The following is a 24,236-nucleotide window of genomic DNA, read 5'->3' as shown; positions in this document are numbered from 1 at the left end:
TGGATCTTCTCTCATCAGCGGGGTGTTGTAAAATTAAACTATTTCATTCATTTAATGGTATTTATTATTGATTTAGTAGTATAATCCGAATAGAAAGGCTCTCTTTCTTTCGATCGTTGAGTTTAAAAATGGCACAAAACGGTGCGGGTGCATCGTTTGTGTGATGTCAATTTTCCCTATCGATTTGTAAGCGCGTTCATAAAACCCATTTATTTAAGCAGGTTATTTTTAACGGAGGGATCAATATGCAGATCAAAAAGACAATTGAAAAGGTACCCGGCGGACTGATGGTTGTCCCGCTGCTGTTCGGAGCTTTGTTAAATACCATTGATCAAATGCACATTCCATGGATTATGAATGCGCTTAAAGCACTGGGGGTGGCCCCCAATGCTAAAGGATACTACGAGTTTATGAGAATCGGGGGATTTTCGGAAGCGCTGTTCACGACTGGAGCTTTGACGCTAATTGCTTTGTTCTTATTTTGCGCAGGCAGCCAGATGAATCTGAAAGTGGGCGGGAGATCTCTTAAAAAAGGAATCATTCTAACGCTAACGAAGTACGCTGTCGGAGTCGCTGTCGGTTTTGCATTAGGCTCCATGTTTGATCCGATGTCCGGATTACTGGGGCTTTCAACGGTAGCAATTATCGGGGCCATGACTAATGGAAACGGGGGCATGTATGTCGCTTTGACCGGGCAATACGGGAATCGTTCAGATGTCGGTGCGGTATCTGTTCTTTCCCTTAACGACGGTCCGTTCTTCACTTTGATGGCCCTGGGGTTAATGGGGGCGAACTTCCCTGTGATCGCTTTTATTGCGGTTTTGCTGCCGATTGCGATCGGTATGATTCTCGGTAATCTCGATCCGGACATCAGGGAATTCTTGAAGCCGGGAGAAACCCTCCCTGTTCCGTTTTTTGCTTTTGCGTTAGGGGCAGGAATGAATTTAGCGAACTTCTTTAATCCGGAAGTTGTTGGCGCGGGGCTGCTTTTGGGAATAATGACAACCGTGTTAACAGGTGCAGGAATGGTTCTGGCGTTGAAACTATTCCGGGAGAAAAGCACTATCTCCGGTTGGGCAGAAGCAAGTACGGCCGGTAATGCTGCAGGAACACCAGCCGCAATCGCAGCCGCAGCAGCCGTATCCGCATCCACGGGGGCGATGGCTCCGGAAATGGCTAAAGCCTATGCCGACCTTGTTCCCATTGCTACGGCTCAAATTTCAATAGCAACGCTGTCTACGGCTTTAATGTGTCCGCTTGCGGTCATTTTGTGGGATAAATATCAAAAAAGCAGGGGAATCGACGGACGTCTCGACGATATTTAATAGGCAGATCTACAGAGCCCCTTGGCGAACCAAGGGTTTCTTTATTCCATCCATCCCTGTTAAAATGAAATAGACAGATGTTCGAAAGCGAGGACGACTTGATGAAGACAACTCTTTTGTATGGGACGGAAGGCTTAACGATTGAGGTACCGGATCATTCGGTGATTGTAGAGCCTAAGCATTTAGATGGATTGAAGGATGAAAAGAAGGCCGTTCAGGACGCATTGAGGCATCCGATCGGAACACCTCCCCTTCGGGAAATGGTGAAAGAAACCGATACGGTAGCGATTGTCATCAGTGACATCACAAGACCTACACCGAATCACAAGCTGGTTCCGTGGCTGATAGAGGAGCTATCGCATGTCCCTCACCGAAATTTTGTCATTATTAACGGGACAGGTACGCATAGGGATCAGACGAGAGAAGAGTTTGTACAGATGTTAGGCGAGTGGGTCGTAGAAAATATCCGCATTGTGAACAATCGCTGTCATGATAAAGATGCCTTAGTGAATGTAGGAAGAAGCCAATTTGGGTGCGATGTATACCTGAACAAGGATTATGTACATGCCGATTTTCGCATCGTGACGGGTTTTATCGAGCCCCACTTTTTCGCCGGTTTTTCGGGCGGGCCGAAAGGGATCATGCCGGGGATTGCCGGGATTGAAACGATTCAAACCTTTCACAATGCCCGAATGATCGGTGACCCGTTAGCCACATGGGGGAATATGAAGAATAACCCGCTGCAGGATATGACCAGAGAAGTGAACCGGTTGTGCAAGCCTCATTTCATGCTCAATGTTACCCTGAACGGAAAGAAAGAGATAACCAATGTCTTTGCTGGAGAACTTTTCGAGGCCCATGATCAGGGATGCGCTTTCGCCAAAGAACATGCGATGATTCGTTGTCATGAGCGATTTGATGTGGTCATCACTTCGAATTCGGGATATCCTCTGGATCAGAACTTATACCAGGCTGTCAAAGGGATGAGCGCGGCTCATAAAATCGTTAAAAAGGGCGGTACGATCATCTCTGCCGCCGAATGCCGGGACGGATTGCCAAACCACGGAAATTATGCGGCTATCCTGCAAATGCGTAAAACGCCGCAAGAAATTTTAGAGATGATTAACGATGACAGCTTCCAAATGTTCGACCAGTGGCAAGTCCAAAAACAGGCTGTAATCCAGGTATGGGCCGATGTATATGTGTATTCCACGCTGCCGGATGAAGATGTTCGAAAAGCGATGTTTAAACCGACCGCTGATATTGAGCAAACGCTTGAAGAGCTGAAGCAAAAATACGGGCCAAACATGACGGTGGCTGTCCTGCCTTTAGGTCCATTGACGATCCCTTATGTGGAGGAAGGATGAAAACTCTTCTCGTAACGGGGTACCGTGCGCATGAGCTCGGCATCTTCGACCAGAAGCATAAAGGGATCGTATATATTAAAAAAGCGATTGAGGCCAGGATTGTCCCTCTTGTGGAAGAGGGATTGGAGTGGGTGCTTACTCCGGGGCAGTACGGCGTAGATTTGTGGGCATGCGAAGTCATCATCGGACTGAAAAAAAGGTATCCGCATTTAAAGCTTTCCATCGTATCGGCGTATCTTCATCCCGAGGAGAAGTGGAAAGAGGATAAACAAAATTACTACCGTGACATTCTAAAAGACGTTGATTACTATGGCGCGGTAAGTAAGCAGCCTTATCATGGCGTATGGCAGTTAAAGGCCAGAGACGACCTGCTGCTCAGAAAATCGGACGGTATTCTTCTTTTCTATGATGAAGACGCCGGAGAGGCAAGCCCGAAATACTTCAAACAAAAAGCGCTTAGAAAGCAGGAAGAAGAGGGGTATCGTTATTTGAGCATCACCGCCGAAGATGTTCAAAGTATCGCGGATGAAGAACAGCGGAGCCTGCTCGATACCTATTAAAGCCGGAATGGACGGCTGGTCATGTCCGATTCCTCCTTTTGCCGGGAATAAGGGGATTGGCTTGCTTATGGACAAATTTTAACAGATGGGTCATACTCCTGTCATAATTTTTGTGTACAATGAGCAGCATATGACACTTAAAGGAGGCATCGACTGATGACAACCCTGCAGCAAGCGCATCCGCCGCGTCATTTTTCCATACAAGAGATTTTGAAGGTACCCGGACTGGATATTTATCAGCAGATGGTCTGTGTGGTATTAAGCACTTATGTCAATATGGCCGCCTCGGGCATTCCTTCGGTTGAAGAGATTGCCGCTCAAGGGCGAATGAGTACCAAGGAGGCGACCACCGCTCTGCAGCAGTTAGCTGAGCTGAAGGTGCTGCCGCATAAAGTATTCCGGGACATCGTAGGGGATTTTGGCGACAATCGGTTGTCATGGGCGGCAAAAGGCTTGCTGCTCTACCTCCAGGATCACCCGCGGGCAACCCTGCAGGAGCTAATGGACATCTCCGCGAATGATAAAGAAGCGATCCGTCAAGAATTGGAGAACCTGAGACGGTACGGTTATATTGACGAAGAGAACGAGGCTTTGATAGCCGATTTAAAAGAGGCGATCTAACGGTAATCCATTCGCATACACGTAAAAACAATCAAGACGTCTGGCCACAGGCGTCTTATTTTGTTGCCGCGGGGAGAAAAAGGGTGAATTTTCGAAAAGAGGCATGATGTGGTATGATAGAGGCTATAACACTCCGGGAGAAAGTGAATGGTTAAAAAACTGGGCTTAGCGGTTCTCTATCTGGGGATTGCTTATCTGATTTATATTTACGGGGAAGTCATTCTAGCATGGTTTCAGCATTCTACGAATATCGCATTGATAATGCTCATCGCCACTATCATGGCTTTATTTCCCGTTATTCCGTATCCCATAGTCGGAGGAGTGATCGGTGCTGCTTTTGGCCCTGTTCTTGGAGGGGTCGTAACGTGGATAGGCTCTGTTTCCGCTTCTATTCTGATGTTCTTGTTTATCCGCTACGGATATCAGGAATGGGGGGAAAGGGTGCTGCATCGCCATAACAGCCTGGGCAAAATCACAGTGCTTTTTGAAAAAAATGCGTTTGTGACGATCCTGTTTACCCGGTTGATTCCTTTTATACCCTCGATCATTGTAAATGCCTATTCGGCTTTAAGCCGTGTATCGTTTGCCGCTTATGCTACAGCTTCGTCATTAGGCAAAATACCGTCCATGCTGTTATTTGCATGGATTGGAGACAGCTTGATGACGGAGCCCGAAAATATCGTAGTCACGATTGCGGTGTATAGTATTTTTCTTGCGGTTACTTTATCTGTCCATCAACGATGGAGAAAGAACAGGGCGCCGGAGATGCCTGATCAGGAAATGACATAGCTTCAAGAGCAGCAGTCCCAGAGAAAAAAACTGGGCTGCATTCAAAATTTTTGATACGATATGAACTGGACATGGCTGTTGATGTTCCATACATAACGCAAAACGAACTTAGGAGTGGCACTATGGAGAATGAAATTCAATTGGCTGTAGAAAAAATCGAGCAGCTTAATATTCGTAATCAAAGAGCGATGATGGAATTAATCAAACGAAGCTTGAAGATGAATGATGATGAGTTTAATAAAGAACTGCTGCTGGCCTACGCCCATCAAAATCCTGTTCATATTCTGGAAGTGGCGGTAGCTCTCCAATATGAAGAGATCATTAAAGCTCTGCCGGAAAAATTCAATTAACCAGACATGATCGATGATATGGACTACAAGAATGGATTAAGGATACTCCAAGCCGCCCGGCGGCAGTCGGATATCCTTATTTATTTTTCCGCGGAAGTGTCTTATCTTATATCTCATAGTGCTTGCTAAACAGTGATCACATTCTATAAACCGATGGGGAGAACTTGAATATGCACAATCTGCAGGGTGACAGCAAAGAAAGACTAAAGGAGGTAGATATTGTGCGCGGATTTGCCGTATTGGGCATCTGCGTGGTCAATATACCGGAGATGCTCGGCAATGGGGTCGCTTTTGAATCGGAGTATACCGGCTCCAATGCCTTATTCCGGCTCCTCTACGATATGTTTATCCAGACCAAGTTTTATACGCTATTTGCTTTTTTATTCGGGTTGAGCTTTTATTTGTTCATGCGCAGTGCAGAGCGGCGGGGCTTCGCTGCCAAGAAAATGATGACCAGGAGACTGCTGCTCCTTCTTATCGTCGGTATTGTCCATGGGGTCTTGATATGGTTCGGGGATGTGCTGCATGTCTACGCCATACTGGGGTTCATCCTTCTGCTTTTCTATAGAAGGAAGGAGAAGACCGTTCTGATCTGGAGCCTGAGTCTGCTTGTTCTCTCCGGGCTCATCACTGTCGCAACCACCTTGCTCGCCATTTTATTTGTTCCGGATGAGCTGAGCAAGCCTATTTTTCAGACCGTTCCGGACCTGGCACAGCGCATCGGCTTTTTGCTTACCTACAGCACGTTGAATATATTCCTGAAAGGCCCTGAGATCGCAGGCTTGTTCCTGCTGGGTCTATATGCCGGCAAGAAGGGCTGGTTCGAGGGCAATGGGCTTTCGGCGGACAGGCTGAAATGGATGCAGTGGATCTCGCTCTCCTTATCGATCCTCTTCTTTATTCCGATGGTATATTACTATGTTTCAGGATCCATTTATAATCCGAACTATGTTTACCATTATACGTTCTTGTCCGGCAAATCCATGGCCGTATTTTATTTTTGTACGCTGATGCGTCTGATTCGTCATCCCGGCGAACAAAGATTCAAAGGGTTGGGCGCGGTCGGCCGAATGGCTTTCACGAATTACCTGACGCAGTCTGTTATAACGATGCTTATTCTTTATGTGTTTTTGAGGCAGGACGGTTCATGGCCTCTGTGGATTTGTTTTATTTACTCCGTACTTCTATTTTGGCTTCAAGCCTGGTGGAGCCGGGCCTGGCTTCGCCGCTACCGCATGGGGCCGCTGGAATGGGCATGGCGTGCAGGTACCTATGGGTATTTCCCGTGCCTTCGGGAGAAGCCGGCGGAGTTGAAGCAGGCCGAATAATTGTTTTATATCGGTTTTATAAGCGAATCAGAGGCGGCTCCTATGCTCATCGGGCCCAGGGACTGCCTTTGATTCTAAGATATCGTGTCAACAGCCTAATCGTACTTGGCATCTTCTATTCTGGTTTTATGGTCGACAATGAGTTCGGCTTCGGTCTCAAAATTTAAATGCAGCGGTGCGGGAAGCAGGTCGAGAATCTCCTGGATCATGGGCAGCTCCAAAAATTCCTCCAGCGTTTGCGGCTGTGGATCCAATTCATAAGTCCAGTCGCTTAAGGCATCGATAAAAAGATAAAAAGAAGATTCAAATTCATTGGCGGTTTCCTCGGCATCCTCATGCCTCGACCTCGACATGGCGTTCCAGTTTCTTAAAGTAACGTCTAACGCCTGTTTCACTTTTGCGTCCATCCCATACCTCCTGAAAAGACATAACCGTTCATCATTCTACATTATATAATACATAGCTCGTGTTACCAGTTTTTAAGTATTCCAAGGAGCGGGTCCTTATGAAAGAGGACATCAATAAGGCGCTTCGACCGGACTTTGAGCCGGGGTTTATCCCTTCGGGGATGCGCCTCCCGATCCAACGCTTGGCAACGGAGCCAGGCCGCTTCCTGCAGCGACACGGGCGACCCCTTCTTCGCAAACTCCGTAAGGCATCCAAGGGCATGATGCGCATATGCGCGGGATGTCCCCGGGCATCATGCGCTTTTCCAGAAGCTGAAGGATATCCTGCCACGCGATCTCTACGCCCGGCGCTAATCCGAGCCGCTCTAACACCGTGTCATCCCGATCATGCACACTGGTCGTCTCACAGTGATTGGGCTTGTCATCCGGATAGCAGCTGCAGAGATCGTCGCTGCCGCGCATGATTGTTACCATCGTTGCCGGTTCTGTTCGAAGCTTCTCGTAGATTTTTGTCATATTGCTTGTGAATTCTGGAGAATATCCCATTCCCCGAAATCCCAGCAAGCAAAGTAAATGATGGCCGCGTAATCGAAGAACCATTCGTCATCCTCCTTTTAACCTGACAAACGTATCCCTATGAGTATGAAGAAAAAGATCGTGCTGATGAGCACAGCCATCTTGTCCCATCGTCCTTCCGCTTTAACCGCCGGCACATGCTGTGGAGATCCGGTCATATATCCTTTCATCTCCATGGCCAGAATGAGTTCTTCTACGGCTTGAAATAACGAGATCAGCAGCGGAATAACGAACACCGGGATCTCTCTCATACCGATCGGTCCACGTCTGGAGGTCCGTTTGCCGCGCGCTTTGGCGATCATGGCAAACCGCTCCGTTTCTTCAATGATAAGAGGGATGAAGCGCAGCACAAGAGAAGCGGCCAATGCCAGCATTTCGGTGGGCGCCTTGATTCGTTTCAGCGGGCGCAGCGCGATCTCGAGCCCTTGCTTCATATGGGAAGTGCTGGTGGACAGCGTGAAAACAAGGCCGATTAAAGTAATTTCAAAAAAGGTGAACAATCTGCGCAAGGTTTCCCGGGCGGATTCAACGGAAAAACCGAGCCTGTCCGTCCAAGGAATTCCTTGTCCAAAACTGATCTGGATGCCTGAGGTCAAAACCGCTATGGCCATGAACCACAGTAGAGGCTTGGACATTCGCTTCAGCTTCCGGCGATCCTCCGGAAGGAGCAGCGACAGGCATAAGGCGGCGAACAGCAGGGCAACCCATAAGCCTTTCCACTGCTGCTGAAGTATGATCCCCACTGAGATCAGCATATAGATCATCCACTTTAACTTGGCATCCATGCTGTATATAAAGCTTTTGACCGGCCGGTCCGCTGCCTGGCTCCGAGGTTGGGCAGGCTGATAACCTGTCGGCGGGGTATTCTGTGTCGAACGCACCTGCGGCTGCTGCGGCATGCCGCATATCTCACGGGCAAGTGTGCCCGCTACCTGCTGCGGCGTTAAGGCACCGGACGGAATGGGAAGCCCTGCCTCGCGCAGCGATTCGGCAACCTTCATCGCGTCGGTAAGGCCGATACCGGTTTGAACCAGCAGCTGCGGGTTCGTATACAGCTCCTTGGGCGTCAGGTCTGCGACTACTTGTCCGTGCTCCATCAGGAGAACCCGGTCAGCGATCGGCAAAAATGCGTCCAAATCGTGAGTAGCGAGCACGATGCCCCTTCGCCGCTTCCACTGAGCAAGCTCCTCCTTCAGCCGGGCCAGCGAGCTTCCGTCCAAGCCTGCCGACGGCTCGTCCAGCAGCAGCCATGGGGTTTCGGGCGCCATGATGGTAGCGAGAGCCACCCGCCGTTTTTGTCCTCCGCTAAGAATAAAAGGGGAGAGGGACAGATATGAAGCGGGGAGCCGTTGTCCTTCCATGGCGGCGGCGGTGCGGCGAAGCTTTTCCGGCTTCGGGAGACGGTAAGCTCTTAAAGAGTAATCAAACTCGCCTTGAACGGTACGGGCGAACAGCTGATGCTCGGGAAACTGAAAAGCCAGGACGCTGCGAAGCAAAAGCTGACGATCAATCCGTCCTTGCTTCCATAAAGGGAGATCATCATAAAATACGTTGCCTTCGATGTTTTCCGTCAAGCCGGCCAGCGAGCGCAGCAAAGTCGATTTACCTGAACCCGCCTTGCCGATGACAAGCGTCATCGTCCGGTCTTGAACGGTACAATGAATGTTATTCAAAATAGTGCCGGTCCGCCCGTGATCCGTAAATACCGTAAGTCCGCTTACTTTTATCGGCATAAGCTCACCACGGCCTGACTTAATTGCTGGGGGAATAAGGGCCTGACAGGCAGCTCATGCCCGAGCCTGTGCAAAGCGCGGGCAACTTGCACAACATAAGGCGGCTCGAAGCCGAACCGCTCGCATGGGCTCGGTTCATCGGATAGGCCTTTCCCGTAAAAAAACTGTTCACATGTTCCATCAAAAGCGATGCGCCCCTGATCGAGCAGCAGCACCCTCTGCACAAAGCAAAGCTCCTCCATGCGATGGGTGACCCAAACGATCGTATGCCCTGACCTTTGGAGCTTGGCGGTTGCCTCCAGCACGGCCTCGCGGGAGTTGGGGTCCAGCATCGAGGTAGCCTCATCAAAAAGAATGACGTCTGCGCCGGCGGCCAGACAGCAGGCCATGTTCAAAAGCTGCTTTTGTCCGCCTGAGAGGGATTTGACCGGAGCGTCGGGCGGTAACGATAAACCGACCTCGTTCAGCAGACGGAGCATGTTCGATTCCCGTTCGGCAAGGGTGCGATCTTGGGTATCCCGCATACTTAAATGCATTTCTTCATCAATGGTTTCACCCAGGATTTGTGTTTCCGGATTTTGCAGCACCATATGTACCGAATGACCTTGCGCGACGATCAGCCGCCCTTCCGATATGGGGCTCAATCCGGCCATTACTTTGGAAAGCGTGCTTTTACCGCTTCCGTTGTTTCCAATGACGGCTGTCCATGAGCCTTTAGCCAGCTCCAGGGAAATCTGGTCCAGGGCCGGCCGTTCTGAAGCGCCGCCGAGATAATCGACGGTCACTCGCTCCAGTTGAATCACAGGTTGAGAAATTGCAGTCATCGGTCTATCCATTCCTTTATCAGCATGCTATAATGCGTATTGCATATTGTTAACCTAACCTATGTTGATGGGGTTGACAATCAAATTATCTAATACTTTATCATAATGAAGGGAAGTAACACAATTGGCAAAAACGTTAACTTTAAGAGGCGTTGCTTTCAGCGCCATATTCGCAGCTCTAGTCGTTGTTTTCGGTTATGTCAGCATTCCGCTCGGGTTTACCCCGGTGCCGATCACGCTGCAAACATTGGCGGTTATGCTGGCCGGAGGATTACTTGGTGCACGCTACGGCTTTTTCAGCATGATGATCGTCGTTGTCCTGGCCGCGCTCGGGTTTCCTTTGCTTCAAGGCAAAGGAGGCCTGCCGGCAATTCTCGGACCTACAGGAGGCTACGTGATCATGTGGCCGTTCGCTGCGCTTCTTATTGGGCTTTTGGTCAGTAAAGTACGCAGCAGCGGGTGGCCCGGATATGTGCTCGTCTTTCTGATTATGGAAGGCTTCGGCTCTTTGCTCTTGTATGTGACAGGGGTTCCATGGCTTGCCCATGCCGCAGGGTTTTCCATGAATAAAGCGATAGCGTTAGGATTTTATCCTTATCTTATCGGCGATGTAATTAAAGCCCTTGCCGCAACCGCAATCACCGTTTCCCTGCGGCAGGTATTCCCTCAGGCCCGCTTGACCGGCCATGGCCATGGTGCTGTCCGTCAAAGCCTGCCGAAATAAACACAAAGCTGCCCTTCTTGGGCAGCTTTTCCCGATTACGGAGAACCTGGCTGCAGGAATCGGAATGCTTGTTTCGTCAAATCAAAGCCTATTACTGAAAAGACGGCTTGTTATCCTTAGCAGGTATCCTGTTGGATAACAAGCCGACCACGTAAACGCCAAAAGCGCTAAAAGCGGTTAAGATCAAGGAAAATAAGGTCTCTCTTCCTCCGATGATAAAAAGGCTCAACGGATATACTGAAGCATCGATGAAAAAAATGGATTTGCTAAGCGAGAATCCGTAACGCAGGTTGAGCATCTTGCCAAGCAAAGATCCGCCTCCCAAGCTGGCGTTCAGCTTCGCGAGAATGCCCAGGGAAATTCCCATCCAAAAGCCGCCGACGATACTGCCGATCCAGATATTCTGGATTCCAAAAGGGATGATAAAATCCTGCAATAATCCGACGGCCAGGGAAAACACGATCATGCTTGCCACCGATTTGTAAAATAAATCACGGTATTTAAAAAAGGCGTAAATGAAAAGCGGTAAATTGAACAGCAGTAGGCTTAAACCGATATTTGTATGAAAAATATAGTAGGATAATTGGCTTAAACCGGTGATTCCACCGTTCATAATGTAGTTAGGAACGGCAAAAAGCAGATTTCCTATGGCAAAAATGAGGATTGCCACGATTAATAGTACATTGCGCATAAATACACCATCCGGGATATGAAATAGGTTTTATGTGCTATTGTAGCATATTATGGTTCACATTTGTTGAAAAAGCTTAGCCGGAACACCGTTCCCCGGTCCGACTAAGCTTTTTTGCTGTTGAAGATCGAGCGAATGATCCGTGACGTTCTTTTTCCGCCAGGTATCCTTATCAGCAGCACGGAACGATGAGGCCGGCTTTTATGCGGTCTATCCATGAACTGTCCAAGCGTCATTGATTCTTTACTCATGTGATCACCCCGTAAATGGTTATTTAAAAGCATATGCCGGAGTGGCTTTGTCCTATGTATAAAAAATTCGGTAATTGAAGCGGTTCAAGAATTGCGCAGCCGGATCCGGCATATGGATATGGTAAGGTTCAGGCGGAGTCTTTCCGGCTGGCCCGCGTACGTTTAACCATTTTAAGCGAGAAGGGGTACACAGGATGAAAAAAATGATCACACTTGGTTTGGCTGCGGTTCTGGCTTTTACAATAGCCGCATGCAGTTCCTCCACGCAAACATCGGGCACGAATGGAGGAGCCTCGAATCATCCCGCCGATCACAAGCAGGCTAACGGCAATGCAAATGCCAATCCAACGGGGACGGCGGCTGCCTGGTCTCCCGCCAAATCGATTGAGGTTGTCGTGCCTGCCGGAGCAGGCGGAGGGTGGGATACGACCGCGCGTATGGCGGCGAAGGTGCTGGAGGAACAAAACATCATCGGGCAAAGCATGGGCGCTGTCAACAAGGCCGGCGGCGGCGGTGCGGTGGCCTGGGCCGGCGTGCATGCGAAAAAAGGAGATAATCATACGTTATTTGTTACATCCCCGCCGATTATTTTCGTGCATCTGAACGGTCAATCGCAATTTAGTTTTCGCGATTTCACTCCGATTGCCAACCTGATTACCGATTACGGTTCATTTGTCGCCAGAGCGGACGCCAAGTGGAACAATTTAAACGAATTGTTTGACGATATGAAGAAGGACCCCGCTAAAATTACCGTTGTCGGCGCATCGGCACCCGGCAGTATGGACCATATGCAGTTCATTAAGGTAGCGAAAGCAGCCGGTGTGGATATTAGAAAAATCAAGTATGTTTCGATACAAGACGGGGGTGCACTGCCTGCTCTCTTGAATGGAAGCGTTGACATTTACTCTACCGGCATTGCGGAATCGGTGGAGCAGGTACGGGCAGGAAAAGTAAAAGTGCTTGGAATTACATCGGAGAAAAGGCTTTCGGGTGATGGCATATCCGAATTTAAAACAGCGAAGGAGCAGGGAATCGATGCGACATTCGAAAATTGGCGCGGTTTTTTCGGTCCTCCCGGAATGGACCCCAATGCACTCGCATACTATGAAGCGAAATTCAAGGAATTAAACACGAACTCCGCCTGGGTGGAAATACGCCAGAAATACGGCTGGAACGAACTGTTCTTAACCGGCGAAGAGTATAAAGCATACCTGGAGAAGGAAGAAGCAGCACTTAAACAACTGCTGGATGAGCTTGGCCTGAGAAAAAAATAAATTGGTGGAAGTCAATGTTCGGGTTACCTACCCTTACATTGACTTCGTTTTAAAAAGGGATGGTGAATGATTGTTGTTCAAGACAGCCAATCAAAAAATCGCTTCCGTTTTGCTGATCGTGTCCATTGTCTTTCTTTATTACAGCTTTAAATTGCCTAAATTCCCCTATGTCAACGTAGATTCTGATGTCGTGCCCAAATTGCTGGGATTTTTGCTGTTCGCTCTATCGATCGCTTTGTACTTCAATAAAACGGATGAAGCAGCCAAAGAAAAGCACAGCCCCGCCGATTTGCGCGTGCTGTTATCCGTGCTGGGTATGGCGCTTCTGTACATTTTGCTGCTTGAAGCCGTGGGGTTTGTCATTGTGAACGCCTTGTTTTTAATCGTTTGCACGAAATTTTTGGGCTATAAGAATTGGAAAGTCAATATCAGCGTCTCGCTTATTTATTCGTTGGCCATTTACTTCAGCTTTAACTATTTGCTGGATATCGAATTGCCTGCCGGGATATTGCCCTTATAGGAGGTAGCCGTGGATACTTTTCAACAACTGCTGCATGGCTTTCAAATTGCGACGAGCTGGGAATCGTTATTGTACGTATGGATTGGCGTTTCTGTCGGCACATTAATCGGCATGCTTCCGGGACTCGGGCCGATCACCGCGATATCCGTGATGATTCCTGTCAGCTACGGGATGAATCCTACGCTTGCACTGATCATGATGGCCGGCGTTTATTATGGAGCGATGTACGGCGGCTCCACCACATCGATCCTGATTAACACCCCGGGCGAATCCTCCTCCGTCGTGACGACGCTTGACGGCTACCAGCTTGCAAAACAGGGGAAGGCCGGCAAGGCGCTTGCCGTTGCGGCCATCGGTTCGTTCACAGGCGGAACGATCAGTGTCGTTCTGCTCATGTTATTTGCGCCCTATCTGGCGGAAATCGCTTTGTCGTTTGGTCCTCCTGAATATTTTTCGCTTGTTTTCCTGGGGCTCATTACGGTGTCCAGTTTGTTTGACGGCTCCAAGATAAAGGCGATGATCTCCGTCGTCGCCGGATTTATGGTTGCTACCGTCGGAATCGATGCCCAGACCGGAACACCGCGGTTTACTTTTGATTCCGTGTTCCTGTTGGAAGGGTTTGATTTCTTGATCATTGCTCTGGGACTTTTTGCGTTAGCTGAAGTGAGCTCCCTTATCATCCACCGGAATGAAGCCCTCCATGACAGAAAGGCCATCGGAAGTCTGCTGTTGAGCAAAAAAGAGATCAAGGAGATCACCGGCCCCACGCTGCGGCAGTCCTTTTTTGGCTTTGTGATCGGTGTTTTGCCCGGTGCGGGGGCGTCCATCTCCTCGTTTCTCGCCTATATTACCGAAAAACGCTTGTCCAAAAATCCGGCTGCATTCGGGAAAGGCTCCTTGGTTGGCGTAGCTGCACCGGAAACGTCCAATAACGCGGCGTCTGGCGGCGCTTTCGTCCCTTTACTGAGTCTTGGAATCCCCGGTTCGGGGACGACGGCCGTTCTGCTGGGAGCTTTTTTGGTGATGGGCATCCAGCCGGGGCCATTGCTGTTCCAGGACCATCCCGATATTTTCTGGGGCGTCATTGCAAGCATGTACGTGGGAAACATCTTCCTGCTGATCTTGAATCTCCCTTTAATCCCGTACATTTCACGGTTGATGTATATACCCAGAGCCATGCTGATTCCGCTCATTATTACGTTTTGCTTTATCGGGGTCTATGTGATCGGAAGCAATGTATTTGATTTGTATATGCTGGTCCTCTTCGGGATGATCGGGTATTTCATGTACTTATACTCATTTCCTGCAGCTCCGTTCATTCTGTCTTTTATTTTGGGAGAAATGATGGAGCAATCGTTCCGCCAATCGATGACCGCTTCCAACGGAAGTCTAATGATCTTTATCGACCGTCCGATCTCGCTTTCTTTACTGATCCTCACAGTCATCATACTTGTGTTTCCGATGGCAAAAAAGCTGCTGCTCAAGCGGCGTTGAAGCCGGCGTACATCAGCTTCTATTAATGGGCAGGCCATTATTGCTTGCATTAAACGAATACATAAGCATCCATGTTTCAACAAAGAATAATCACATCGCTTGTCTGTTACCTGGTGATGGCCGATCGAATTGACTCCCCTAAAAGGGAGTTTTTTCATTCGCTTTATTCGTATAAGGATATTTAAGATATCGAAATTCCAAACCTTTGATCATGGAGTGTTGCCTAAATGAAAGAATCCGTATTGGCATTCATCGCCGGGCTTATCGTCGGGGTTGTTTTTAAATGGATAAAATTGCCGCTTCCCGCTCCGCCGGTCCTGCCCGGAGTACTGGGTATCGTGGGTATATACCTTGGCGGTATGCTTATGCAGCGATTGCTTGAATGGTTGAAATAAAAGGCGACCGCGGGCCCTGCCGCGATCGGATGTTCGAACTTTTGTCTCTATGAACCCATCGGCGCCTTGTAGTATACTAGTAGTCGGTCTTCTGACCGGCGGCTTAACAATGTACTGATGAAGGGGACGCTTAGATGAAGTTTGACGTCGAGTATATTTCTTTTTTCGTAATCCAGGTGGAGGGAGAGGACGGACAAGGCGGCAAGCAAAGCAAGCATTACCAGACAATGGACGGGGATGACTACTCCGCAAGCGAGCTCAGCGCGTTTTTGGACGGAGAGTTCGCCAAAACCGCCAAACGCAAGGCCGAACGCAACCCGAAGTCGGAACAGGTGCCGACGAAGATCGGCCGATTCGTTGTTGAGCCCGGATATGATCTGGACAGCAACCCGAACTATAATATGTTTGCCCGGCTGCGCACGGCGGAGACGATCGATTCGTTTATGGGCCATGCCGATGAGCTGGTGACCACCTATATGAATGCGAGTGCAATTCGGGGCGGCGCGATGTTCATTGTGCGGGCCAAGGCAAATCAATATTTTGACGAGCCGTTTCTGTTCGTGTTCAAATGCGATTTCGAACAAAAAATTGCCCGGATTACGGACGAGCGCAGTCTATTGAATAAAGTGGAGATGGCGATCAACGCCAAAAATATGAAATCCATAATGTACCCGCACATGCCGGAGCCGGGAATGATGGAGGTATGGGAGCTTAAGATTCACCAATCCTCGCATGCCCGATATTTTGAAGACTTCTTGAAGTTCGTCGAATACGAGAAATCGGTGCCCGAGCTGATGAGCGATCAGGTGCTCGGCTTCGTGCAGCAGTACGTTGAGCAGGTATACGAGGATCATCCGGAAGAAAAGGAGCGCGAGCTCGAAGAAATGGAGCTGTGGGCTCATAGCGAGAAGCGGGAGCTTCAGGAAAAATGGGATCAAAGCCAGGTGATCGAAGCCGCTTCGATGATGGTCGAGCAAAAGCCGGACCTCGAGATGAAGCTGAAGCTGGGAAATATGACCGTGAAGGCGCTGCTCGCCGATTTTGGCGACCGGCTGCATATCGCCAAGCTGGGGGATCGATACGTCGTTGTGCTGGAAGGAGACGGACTGGAGTTTGACCGCGGGATCTCGCCGGTGGAGCTGCTGATGCCGGAGCCCCTGGATTCGCTTGTAGGCCGGCTCAAGGCCAAGGCTAGGGACGAAGAGCTGGCGGCAGCGGCATTGCCTTACTAGGGATTGGAAGAACGCTTGTTCGGATTGATCTCGTGTGATAAAATGGAAATTACAATTGAATCTTGGGTGGGCATGGTGTCCTTTCTCGACTGTAAGGTGTAACAGCCGAAGCAGGGAGGAGGTGAGGCCATGGAAATCAATGATGCCATAACGATGATGTTGTTATTCGGCTCATTTCTCATTGCACTGCTAACATACATTAATAATAACTACAAGAAAAAATGAGAACCCACCCTAAGGTTAGCGCCCAGGTGGGTTCTTTTCCGTTATGACCGGGAAGGGAAAACCCATCCAAGCCAATTGTGCGGACCAAGTGTTACCAGCACTTGGTCTTTGTTGTCTATATCATAACACGAACGACACCGATTGACAACGAGACACTCCTCCCGGATGGACTGCAAGGCATCCATTAATGACCCTTGAATACGTCGAGCAGCAGATCGCCGCTGCGCTGTGTCTCCCAGGAGGCGGCGAAGCGCACTTGATGCGAAACGCCCAAAATATCGTAGCACTGGGCGAGGTGCTGCCGCGCCGTGCCGATAATGAGCGAGTGCAGGCGCACGAGCTTTGTCTTGCCCAGCTCGGCCAGCGCATCCCGCACGGGCGGGGAGACGGAGCCGACACCGTCGGTGACCATGATGAAATCGGCGTCATGATAGCGGGGCTCCGCGCGCACCAGCTCGATGCCCCGGCGAAGCGGGGCGTCGAAGTGCGTACCGCCGCCGAAGGCCATCTGCGCCAAGGCGTAGAACGCCGGCCAGTCAGGCTTCCGCCAATAGAGCGGATGCTCGATCAGCTCGCCGCGGGCGCCGAACAGGAGCAGATGAAAATCGCGTTTTTCCAGCATGCTGAAGGCCGCGAAGGTGGCGATGAAAATCTGCGCAAGCCGGAGTTTGCTGCCCCGCATGGAATGGGAGGTGTCCAGCATGCAGATGACGGGACCTCTCTGAGGCTCCTCGGTCCAGCCGGAGATGTTATAGGTCAGCAGCTTGCTTTCCAGCCATTTGACCATAAAATATGCTTCGTAATCTTCATCGGCCAGCAGACTGGCCTCACTGGCAAGCATATGCGAGATATCTCCGGACTGCCGCAGGTCGTCATAGCTTTCAGGGATGCGAGGGGAGCGCAGCTTGCGGCGCCGGGCCTTCAAATGCTGCAATTGCCGGCCGACCTCCTGCAGGAAGGCGATCAGCTCCGGATGCCGTTTCAGCCTTTCAACCCACTGCATGTAATGCGTAAACTGCTGCCGATGCAGACGCCCCAGATCGCTGCCCCAGCGGCGGTTCGCAATCCGTTGACTGGCCTGCAGCAGCTCGAACACGTCCAGGCTTTCGGCATCTTCGCGTCCAAGCGATTCCTGCAGCGCCCGGTTCAACCAGCCTCCGAGCTGCTCTTCCAGCTGACGGACAGTTTCCCGCTCCCGCCGGCTGATACGCTCCAGCTGCTTTTCGCGCTCGCCAAGCTCGGCCTCCGCTTTTGCAAGCTTCTGCCGCAGCTTGTCACGGCGAATGAAGTCGGTCTTCATCTCCTTCTGAAGTGAGCGGATCCGCTCCTTTAATGCGTCGATTTCCGCATGGACCAAAGGACGGCTGTCCAGTGCCGCCTGCTTTTCCTCGACATTCCGCTTGCCTCGCTGCAGGGTGTACCCGACAAGCCGAAGCTGCTCCAATTGTTTCTCGGTAAGGTGCTCTTGAACCTGCGACTGCTCCTGGCCCTGCTGCCGTTTTTGCTCATTCATTCCGATCGTCCTGAGCTGCTGTTCCTCGTGTTTTCTCCGCTTGACTTCCTGTTCGAAGCTTTCTGTCAGCCACATGAGCGATTTGAGCGCCGTTTTGAAGGAAGCGTTCACTTCGCCAATCGTCCGGGGATGGATAGTCCGGTAAAAAAATTGCTTCTGCAGCTCTCCGACCAGCCAGCGGTGAAACGGGGTAGCCTCGCCGCTGTAGTCGGCCTGCGGATTCGCCAGATAAAAGCATAAGAAGAAATCGGCGAACAGCTCAATGGTAAACCACGGCGTCCGCGATTCGGCTTCACGAATCCACTCCTGCGCCGTTCTGGAGGAGTGAACGTATCCGTCAAACACAAAGCGGTCGATCCGCGCGCAGCGTATGATCATGATGCCACCACCTCGACAAAGTTAAAGCGTGTAATCATATTCGACGCCCGGAATCTCCCGGTCAAAGAGCGTGCGGTAGAGTCCTTGCAGCGTCTGCAGCGTGCGCTCGCCCTGAATCCGGAGGTGCGTGTATTTCACGGCGTATTGGGCGGTTTGAACCAGCAGGAAATTCCGGTTTCGGATATAACCCGGCAAATCCTTTTCCCGCTGCAGCCACTGCACCAGCTTGCCGCGAAGCTCGCGGGCCGTTTCCTCCAGCTCCATCCGGCATTCCTCCAGATTGGCATTCGCTTTCTCTTGATCCTCTTTACTCAAACGGCCGCCGACTTCTTTCTTGAATTGGAAAGCATGGAGTTCTTCCTCTTTGGCGAGCCAATGCTTCGCAATCTGATCGTAACGCTTAAGCGGCAGCTCCCTCTCCGTCTCCTGCTTCAAGGCGTCCTGGAATACCTTCTGAAAAAGCTCCCGCAATGTCCCGTAATCCTCCGGGAGGTCCCAGAGCATATGAGGGGTATAGACCGTATCCCAAACGCCGACCTCCGTGCGTCCGTTCAGCGCGGCCGACGTTTTCCAGACATGGCCTATTTTCCTCCAGCGCCGGTCGGACAGTACGAATTCCTTTTCTTCCATCCCGCTCTTCAGCTGATACAGCATGTAAATCAGCGGTTCCGGTATGGTTACTTCTGCTGCCGCTCTCCGTACGGTTTCAATATCGCGCAGGGAAAGCAGCGGGGGCAGGGGATCATTCGGGATCTGGAACATACGTTCGTAACTGGACATTTGCTTTAAATACCCGACCTCATACCGGATCAGGAACCGGTCGTACAGCGCCGCAAGCTGATCGTTTTCCTCCGGAAGCTCGTTGGAGGCCGCCATGAGGAACAGCAGGGGCACCTGCTCTTTGGTCTGGCCGTTAAAAAAGATGCGTTCGTTCAAAATCGACAGAAGCGCATTCAGTATCGCGCTGTTCGCTTTAAATATTTCATCCAAAAAGGCAAAATCCGCCGCAGGCAAATACCCGTCGGTCTGCCTTACATATTGGTCCTGCTTCAGCTGTCTCAAGGAGACCGGCCCAAATATCTCGTCCGGCGTCGTAAAGCGGGTGAGCAAATATTCGAACCACCGCCCGCTGCCGAACAACTGGGAAACCGCCCGCGCCAGCTGGGATTTGGCTGTACCCGGCGGACCGACCAAGAGCGCGTTCTCGCCGGCCATGAGTCCCAGCAGCAGCAAGCGGATCAGCTCCTCCCGCTCGAGAAAACGAGACTCTAATTGGCCGATGGCTTCTTCCAATTTATTTTGAATCGTCTGCATTTCATTCATAATCAGCGTAGTACCTCCTTCGGCCTTGTCACCCGGTATTTCTTCATTATTGTATCAGAGCGGACCATTTTTCTCTAATCGGCCAAGGATTTTTATTCCAATGGGGTTCATGGTACAATAGAGAAGTCAGATTCCATGCCGATAAGGAGAGGATAACATGTCAGTCTACGATTTCTCAGCCAAAACTATTGACGGAACAGAAAAGTCTCTCGCGGATTACAAAGGCAAGGTGCTATTGATCGTCAATACGGCCAGCGCTTGCGGATTAACCCCCCATTATAAAGGGCTTCAGGCGCTTTATGACAAGTACAAGGATCAGGGACTTGTTGTTCTCGGGTTTCCATGCAACCAGTTTGGCGGCCAGGAGCCAGGCACGGAAGAAGAGATTAAATCGTTTTGCGAGTTGAAATATCAGGTCACGTTCCCGATGTTCGCCAAAATCGACGTCAAAGGGGAGAACGCTCATCCGCTTTACACTTATTTGGTAAATAACGTTCCTGCAGATAGCCGCACCGGGGATATTGAGTGGAATTTCGTCAAGTTTCTGGTGAATCGTGACGGAGAGCCGGTCAAACAGTTCTCGGCCCGTACCGAGCCTGAGGCGCTTGAAGAGGACATTAAAGCGCTGTTGAGCAAGTAAATTTACTTCCTGGAGGAACAGTCTGTCTTGCTGCGATTGCAGGGCGGGCTGTTTTTTAACACATTTTTCATAATGATGAAGGGAGATCTAAAAAAATACCTTTTTCTCAGCTTCAAAAGGGTCTATAATAAGCAAGAGTGGATATACCAGCTCATACTCTGCAAACGTGTGCGACAGGGAGAATCCGATGGATTTCCCTGCATGATGAAAGGAGGCTGGAACTGGCAGTCATGGAGCAGCAAATAGAGCAAAAATATGAAAAACTTGGGGACATTCTCCGTTCTATGGACAAAGTCGTAGTCGCATTTTCCGGCGGTGTTGATAGCGCTTTTTTGTTGAAGGCGGCATTGGAATTTTTGGGTAAAGACCGTGTGCTTGCCATTACGGCCGATTCCGAAACGTATCCCGAACGGGAAAAGCATGAAGCGATCGCGCTGGCAAGCGAGCTGGGAGCGTCGCATGAAGTGATTCATACAAGTGAACTGAACATACCCGGATATGCGGAGAATCCGACAAACCGCTGTTATTTTTGCAAAAACTCGCTGTTCGATCATTTGATTCCGATTGCAGAGGCGCGCGGCTACAAGCATGTCGTATTCGGCGCCATTGCGGACGACTTGGGCGAACACCGCCCTGGACTGCAGGCCGCACATGAACGAGGCGTCCGCGCGCCGCTGCTTGAGGCGGGGATCAAGAAATCGGAGATCCGCCATTTGTCCCGCAAATTCGGATTGAAAACATGGGATAAGCCGTCCTTCGCCTGCTTGTCCTCGAGAATACCTTACGGCGAGCTGATTACGGCTCAGAAGCTTTCCATGATCGATCAGGCGGAGGATTTTCTTATTCAGCTGGGCTTCCGTCAAGTACGCGTGCGTCAGCATGACACGCTGGCACGGATTGAAGTGCCGGCCTCCGAGCTGGCTGAGGTACTGGCCGTCGCGGAGACGGTGCATGCCAAGCTTAAGGAAATCGGCTACGCTTACGTCACCTTGGATTTGAAAGGCTACCGCTCGGGCAGCTTGAACGAAGTGCTGCCGCAGGAGCAGCAAGCCGTTCAAGCAGCGGCGCAATAGGAGGCTAAGTGATCATGGGGAAACCGAAAATATATATAGCTAAACCGGTGCAGCCGGAAGTATTGGCATATCTGGAGCAGCACTGCGATTGCAGAATGTGGGACGGGCAAGGCACGGCTTCGCGCCAGGCCTTGCTGGCCGAGCTTTCGGACGTGGAAGGACTTCTGGCCACCGGCGTTCCGATCAATCAGGAGCTGCTGGATCATGCTCCCAAGCTGAGAGCCGTGAGCAGCATATCGGTCGGATATAACCACTATGATATTGAGGCCATGAAAGCACGGGGCGTTCTCGGCATGCACACGCCGACCGTGCTTGACGATACGGTTGCCGATCTCGTGCTGGCGCTCATGTTATCCGCCGCGCGCCGGGTCCCTGAGCTGGATGCGTTCGTGAAGCAAGGAAAATGGCAGCGGGGCAAAGGACTTACCGATGACATCTTCTTCGGTATGGACGTCCACCACCGCAAGCTCGGAATCATCGGCATGGGCCGCATTGGCGAGGCCGTCGCCAAGCGGGCTGTCAACGGCTTCGATATGGAGCTGTTATACTACAACCGCAGCCGCCGTCCGGAGGCCGAGGAGCTTTACGGTGCAAAATACAGCAGCCTGGAAGATCTGCTGAAGCAGTCTGATTTCGTCGTATTGATGACGCCATTGACGCCGGAGACGGTTCATTATATTCGTAAAGAGCATTTTGAAATGATGAAGCCGACGGCCTTCTTTATCAATGCTTCCCGCGGCCAAACCGTGGACGAACAGGCATTGATCGAGGCGCTTCAAACCGGCCGGATTCGCGGGGCCGGCCTTGATGTATTCGATCCGGAGCCGCCTTCACCGGATAACCCTCTGCTGAAGATGCCTAACGTCGTGACGCTTCCGCATATCGGCTCGGCCACAGCCGTTACTCGATTTGACATGGCCATGCTGGCCGCGAAGAATCTGGTGTCGGCGCTGACCAGTGATTCTCCTTCGAATGTGGTGAAGGAGCTGCGGGAACTGGTGAAGGCGTAGTTGTAGGAAACGGTTTGGCGGAATTAATTACCATGTTTTGGAAAATCCTGAGAAATCAGGATTTTTTGTTGCTCTACTAAATACGACAAAGATTCAGCATTTCCAGCATGTGTGTTTGGTGGATATATCGATCAATTCGTTTTATTGAATCTCTATTTACATTTTTGTGAAAAGCGCTGGGATGCTGATGTATAACAAAACCTAGATACATTGTCAAGTGCGATGTCTAAAGTTACAATAGAATTATTGAATTTTTAAGTAACGAGGTAAATGAGGATGAATCGGTCGCTCTATTCCCGGAAAGCAACGCTGTCCATGAAAATAACTGAATTTGAAGTGCCACCCATGCAGGACTTGCTGATTATCGGCAGAAAAGCTCCGGTTGGGCCTGAAGCCGTCCGCCGTATGGCCGAAGCGTTGTCACCGGATCAGTTTGTCATTATAAAGGTTGAACACCCTAAAATTGAGGCGGTACTGGTTCGTAAGACATTATTTGAAATGTTGGACAAAGACCTTCTGATGTCAATCGTTTTGGAGGAAGCGGAAGGCCTCATTAACGAAACGATGGTGCTTCGCTCGGAACTCAAGGTGGCTATTTCTGTTCAACGGGAGGTGGAGCTTCATTGAGAGTGGAGGAAATAATGAATGTTTCAGTCATGACGATTTCTTCCGACAAAAGTCTTGCTTACGTTGCGGAACGGATGAATGAGCATCGAGTAGGTTCTTTTCTTGTCATCGATCACGGGATTACGGTAGGTATTATCACTTCACTTGATGTCCGATCCGCGCATCCCAACCGGATCGTTGCAGACGCCATGTCCACCGAACTGATCACAGTTCCCCGAACGTGTTTTATTTGGGATGCCATCCAGCTTATGGATACACATCGAATTGAACGTCTGGTTGTCAAAGACGGAAGTGAGGTTTGCGGAATGGTGACACGCGAAGCGCTCAAAAGCGCTTTAAGTCAGCTTATCGACCCATTAACCGGTTTGTACCGTCAAGCATACATACATGCCGTGGCTGAACATTTCATTGAAAACAAACAGGCGTTCCAGGTACTATTCATCGATTTGGATAGATTCGGAGATATCAATAAACAGTATGGTCATCCCGTCGGAGACGATTTGCTGGTTTACTATGCCAGAAGGCTAAAGGAAACCTTGGAAGAAACCGACTATCTATGCAGGTATGCAGGAGATGAATTTGTTGTCGTATCTCTTCGAGATGAAGAAAGGGCATTATTATTGGCGGAGAATTTATCCGAAGAAATAAGGATTGGACATATTAAAGTAAGTGCCTCCGTAGGGGTCTTTCTTGGAAGCAAAGATAGGGAGAAACTGTTTTCGCTCTCCTTCCGAGAAATGATTACTCGAGCAAGCTTATTTTGTACGGAGATTAAAAAACGATGCTCCCCGGATTCTGCTAACCGTAAGACGGTATTTGAAATATAACCTAAGTTATCGTGATTTAGCAGAAAATGAAATACATATCGCCCATACAACAATCATGCGATAGATTATCCGTTTGGGCCGGAATTAGTATTCATTGCTGGAATTGAAGTCATACATATGATAAGAAAAGGGCAGGTTGAATGCCATCATTCGTCTGCC

At 50.2% G+C, this 24,236-nt stretch carries 26 protein-coding genes and 1 pseudogene; 20 read left to right on the top strand and 7 right to left on the bottom strand.

Features of this window, described 5'->3' with window-relative positions; translation table 11 throughout:
* Nucleotides 1-245 precede the first annotated feature (245 nt).
* From IJ22_RS09910 to IJ22_RS09880, 7 genes are all read left to right on the top strand, one after another.
* Nucleotides 246-1,325 (top strand): 2-keto-3-deoxygluconate permease, encoded by a 1,080-nt coding sequence (locus IJ22_RS09910; protein ID WP_062408697.1) that lies wholly within the window; start codon nucleotides 246-248, stop codon nucleotides 1,323-1,325.
* Nucleotides 1,326-1,426: 101 nt separating this feature from the next.
* Nucleotides 1,427-2,692 (top strand): nickel-dependent lactate racemase, encoded by a 1,266-nt coding sequence (larA, locus tag IJ22_RS09905; RefSeq protein WP_062410932.1) that lies wholly within the window; start codon nucleotides 1,427-1,429, stop codon nucleotides 2,690-2,692.
* Nucleotides 2,689-3,252, top strand: coding sequence for an SLOG family protein (locus IJ22_RS09900; protein WP_062408696.1), 564 nt, complete (start codon nucleotides 2,689-2,691; stop codon nucleotides 3,250-3,252). Before larA ends, IJ22_RS09900 begins: the two co-directional genes overlap by 4 nt.
* 156 nt (nucleotides 3,253-3,408) lie before the next feature.
* Nucleotides 3,409-3,873, top strand: a complete 465-nt coding sequence (locus tag IJ22_RS09895) for a hypothetical protein (RefSeq protein ID WP_062408695.1) — start codon at nucleotides 3,409-3,411, stop codon at nucleotides 3,871-3,873.
* Nucleotides 3,874-4,020: 147 nt separating this feature from the next.
* Nucleotides 4,021-4,662 (top strand): TVP38/TMEM64 family protein, encoded by a 642-nt coding sequence (locus IJ22_RS09890; protein WP_062408694.1) that lies wholly within the window; start codon nucleotides 4,021-4,023, stop codon nucleotides 4,660-4,662.
* Between the two features lie 122 nt (nucleotides 4,663-4,784).
* The gene (locus IJ22_RS09885; RefSeq protein WP_062408693.1) at nucleotides 4,785-5,012 is read left to right on the top strand and encodes a hypothetical protein; all 228 of its coding nucleotides are present in this window, start codon (nucleotides 4,785-4,787) and stop codon (nucleotides 5,010-5,012) included.
* Nucleotides 5,013-5,182: 170 nt separating this feature from the next.
* Nucleotides 5,183-6,340 carry a DUF418 domain-containing protein gene (locus IJ22_RS09880; RefSeq protein WP_062408692.1) on the top strand — a complete coding sequence of 386 codons (1,158 nt, stop codon included), beginning with the start codon at nucleotides 5,183-5,185 and terminating at the stop codon, nucleotides 6,338-6,340.
* A gap of 95 nt (nucleotides 6,341-6,435) precedes the next feature.
* On the opposite strand, the gene IJ22_RS09875 is transcribed toward IJ22_RS09880, so the two are convergent.
* From IJ22_RS09875 to IJ22_RS09860, 4 genes are all read right to left on the bottom strand, one after another.
* Entirely contained in the window at nucleotides 6,436-6,747 is a 312-nt protein-coding gene (locus IJ22_RS09875) for a hypothetical protein (RefSeq protein ID WP_062408691.1), read from the bottom strand.
* Between the two features lie 147 nt (nucleotides 6,748-6,894).
* A complete protein-coding gene (locus IJ22_RS09870; protein ID WP_062408690.1) occupies nucleotides 6,895-7,347 on the bottom strand; it encodes a DUF1284 domain-containing protein in 453 nt (150 codons plus the stop codon).
* 14 nt (nucleotides 7,348-7,361) lie between these two features.
* Nucleotides 7,362-9,056, bottom strand: a complete 1,695-nt coding sequence (locus IJ22_RS09865) for an ATP-binding cassette domain-containing protein (protein ID WP_062408689.1) — start codon at nucleotides 9,054-9,056, stop codon at nucleotides 7,362-7,364.
* Entirely contained in the window at nucleotides 9,047-9,880 is an 834-nt protein-coding gene (locus tag IJ22_RS09860) for an energy-coupling factor ABC transporter ATP-binding protein (protein ID WP_062408688.1), read from the bottom strand. The genes IJ22_RS09865 and IJ22_RS09860 overlap by 10 nt, the downstream gene beginning before the upstream one ends.
* A 124-nt stretch (nucleotides 9,881-10,004) precedes the next feature.
* Here IJ22_RS09860 and IJ22_RS09855 point away from each other — a divergent pair, with 124 nt between their 5' ends.
* Nucleotides 10,005-10,604, top strand: coding sequence for a biotin transporter BioY (locus tag IJ22_RS09855; protein WP_062408687.1), 600 nt, complete (start codon nucleotides 10,005-10,007; stop codon nucleotides 10,602-10,604).
* A 91-nt stretch (nucleotides 10,605-10,695) separates the two neighbouring features.
* On the opposite strand, the gene IJ22_RS09850 is transcribed toward IJ22_RS09855, so the two are convergent.
* Nucleotides 10,696-11,295, bottom strand: a complete 600-nt coding sequence (locus IJ22_RS09850; RefSeq protein WP_062408686.1) for a YitT family protein — start codon at nucleotides 11,293-11,295, stop codon at nucleotides 10,696-10,698.
* Between the two features lie 445 nt (nucleotides 11,296-11,740).
* Between IJ22_RS09850 and IJ22_RS09845 the strand changes: the two genes are divergently transcribed.
* From IJ22_RS09845 to IJ22_RS26700, 6 genes are all read left to right on the top strand, one after another.
* The gene (locus IJ22_RS09845) at nucleotides 11,741-12,820 is read left to right on the top strand and encodes a Bug family tripartite tricarboxylate transporter substrate binding protein (protein WP_062408685.1); all 1,080 of its coding nucleotides are present in this window, start codon (nucleotides 11,741-11,743) and stop codon (nucleotides 12,818-12,820) included.
* A gap of 70 nt (nucleotides 12,821-12,890) precedes the next feature.
* Entirely contained in the window at nucleotides 12,891-13,340 is a 450-nt protein-coding gene (locus IJ22_RS09840; RefSeq protein WP_062408684.1) for a tripartite tricarboxylate transporter TctB family protein, read from the top strand.
* 9 nt (nucleotides 13,341-13,349) lie between these two features.
* Entirely contained in the window at nucleotides 13,350-14,834 is a 1,485-nt protein-coding gene (locus IJ22_RS09835) for a tripartite tricarboxylate transporter permease (RefSeq protein ID WP_062408683.1), read from the top strand.
* Nucleotides 14,835-15,061: 227 nt separating this feature from the next.
* Complete coding sequence (locus IJ22_RS09830; protein ID WP_062408682.1) at nucleotides 15,062-15,229, top strand: XapX domain-containing protein; 168 nt, start codon at nucleotides 15,062-15,064, stop codon at nucleotides 15,227-15,229.
* Between the two features lie 134 nt (nucleotides 15,230-15,363).
* Nucleotides 15,364-16,461 (top strand): DUF3900 domain-containing protein, encoded by a 1,098-nt coding sequence (locus IJ22_RS09825; protein WP_062408681.1) that lies wholly within the window; start codon nucleotides 15,364-15,366, stop codon nucleotides 16,459-16,461.
* Nucleotides 16,462-16,590: 129 nt separating this feature from the next.
* Entirely contained in the window at nucleotides 16,591-16,686 is a 96-nt protein-coding gene (locus tag IJ22_RS26700) for a putative holin-like toxin (RefSeq protein ID WP_335338484.1), read from the top strand.
* Nucleotides 16,687-16,870: 184 nt separating this feature from the next.
* Here the strand turns inward: IJ22_RS26700 and IJ22_RS09820 are convergent, their stop codons facing one another.
* Both IJ22_RS09820 and IJ22_RS09815 read right to left on the bottom strand, forming a co-directional pair.
* Nucleotides 16,871-18,577, bottom strand: coding sequence for a vWA domain-containing protein (locus IJ22_RS09820; RefSeq protein ID WP_062408680.1), 1,707 nt, complete (start codon nucleotides 18,575-18,577; stop codon nucleotides 16,871-16,873).
* Between the two features lie 21 nt (nucleotides 18,578-18,598).
* Nucleotides 18,599-19,900: an AAA family ATPase gene (locus tag IJ22_RS09815; protein ID WP_062408679.1), complete on the bottom strand. Its 1,302-nt coding sequence runs from the start codon at nucleotides 19,898-19,900 to the stop codon at nucleotides 18,599-18,601.
* 157 nt (nucleotides 19,901-20,057) lie between these two features.
* On the opposite strand from IJ22_RS09815, the gene IJ22_RS09810 reads away from it, so the two are divergent.
* The 6 genes and pseudogenes from IJ22_RS09810 to IJ22_RS26035 form a co-directional block, all read left to right on the top strand.
* Nucleotides 20,058-20,540, top strand: coding sequence for a glutathione peroxidase (locus IJ22_RS09810; RefSeq protein ID WP_054819420.1), 483 nt, complete (start codon nucleotides 20,058-20,060; stop codon nucleotides 20,538-20,540).
* 230 nt (nucleotides 20,541-20,770) lie between these two features.
* Nucleotides 20,771-21,613, top strand: coding sequence for an ATP-dependent sacrificial sulfur transferase LarE (larE, locus tag IJ22_RS09800; protein WP_062408677.1), 843 nt, complete (start codon nucleotides 20,771-20,773; stop codon nucleotides 21,611-21,613).
* 14 nt (nucleotides 21,614-21,627) lie between these two features.
* The gene (locus tag IJ22_RS09795) at nucleotides 21,628-22,623 is read left to right on the top strand and encodes a 2-hydroxyacid dehydrogenase (protein WP_054819421.1); all 996 of its coding nucleotides are present in this window, start codon (nucleotides 21,628-21,630) and stop codon (nucleotides 22,621-22,623) included.
* 276 nt (nucleotides 22,624-22,899) lie between these two features.
* Nucleotides 22,900-23,250 carry a hypothetical protein gene (locus IJ22_RS09790; protein WP_235594294.1) on the top strand — a complete coding sequence of 117 codons (351 nt, stop codon included), beginning with the start codon at nucleotides 22,900-22,902 and terminating at the stop codon, nucleotides 23,248-23,250.
* A gap of 14 nt (nucleotides 23,251-23,264) precedes the next feature.
* Nucleotides 23,265-24,077: a diguanylate cyclase gene (locus tag IJ22_RS09785; protein WP_137669695.1), complete on the top strand. Its 813-nt coding sequence runs from the start codon at nucleotides 23,265-23,267 to the stop codon at nucleotides 24,075-24,077.
* Nucleotides 24,043-24,138: pseudogene (locus IJ22_RS26035) on the top strand (IS6 family transposase); the annotation flags it as partial. The gene IJ22_RS09785 and the pseudogene IJ22_RS26035, both read left to right, overlap by 35 nt.
* Nucleotides 24,139-24,236 lie beyond the last annotated feature (98 nt).

Source organism: Paenibacillus naphthalenovorans (genome assembly GCF_001465255.1).
Taxonomy (GTDB): domain Bacteria; phylum Bacillota; class Bacilli; order Paenibacillales; family NBRC-103111; genus Paenibacillus_G; species Paenibacillus_G naphthalenovorans.
The sequence above is the reverse complement of the archived record's forward strand: the minus strand, read 5'-3'. Positions and strand labels throughout refer to the sequence as shown.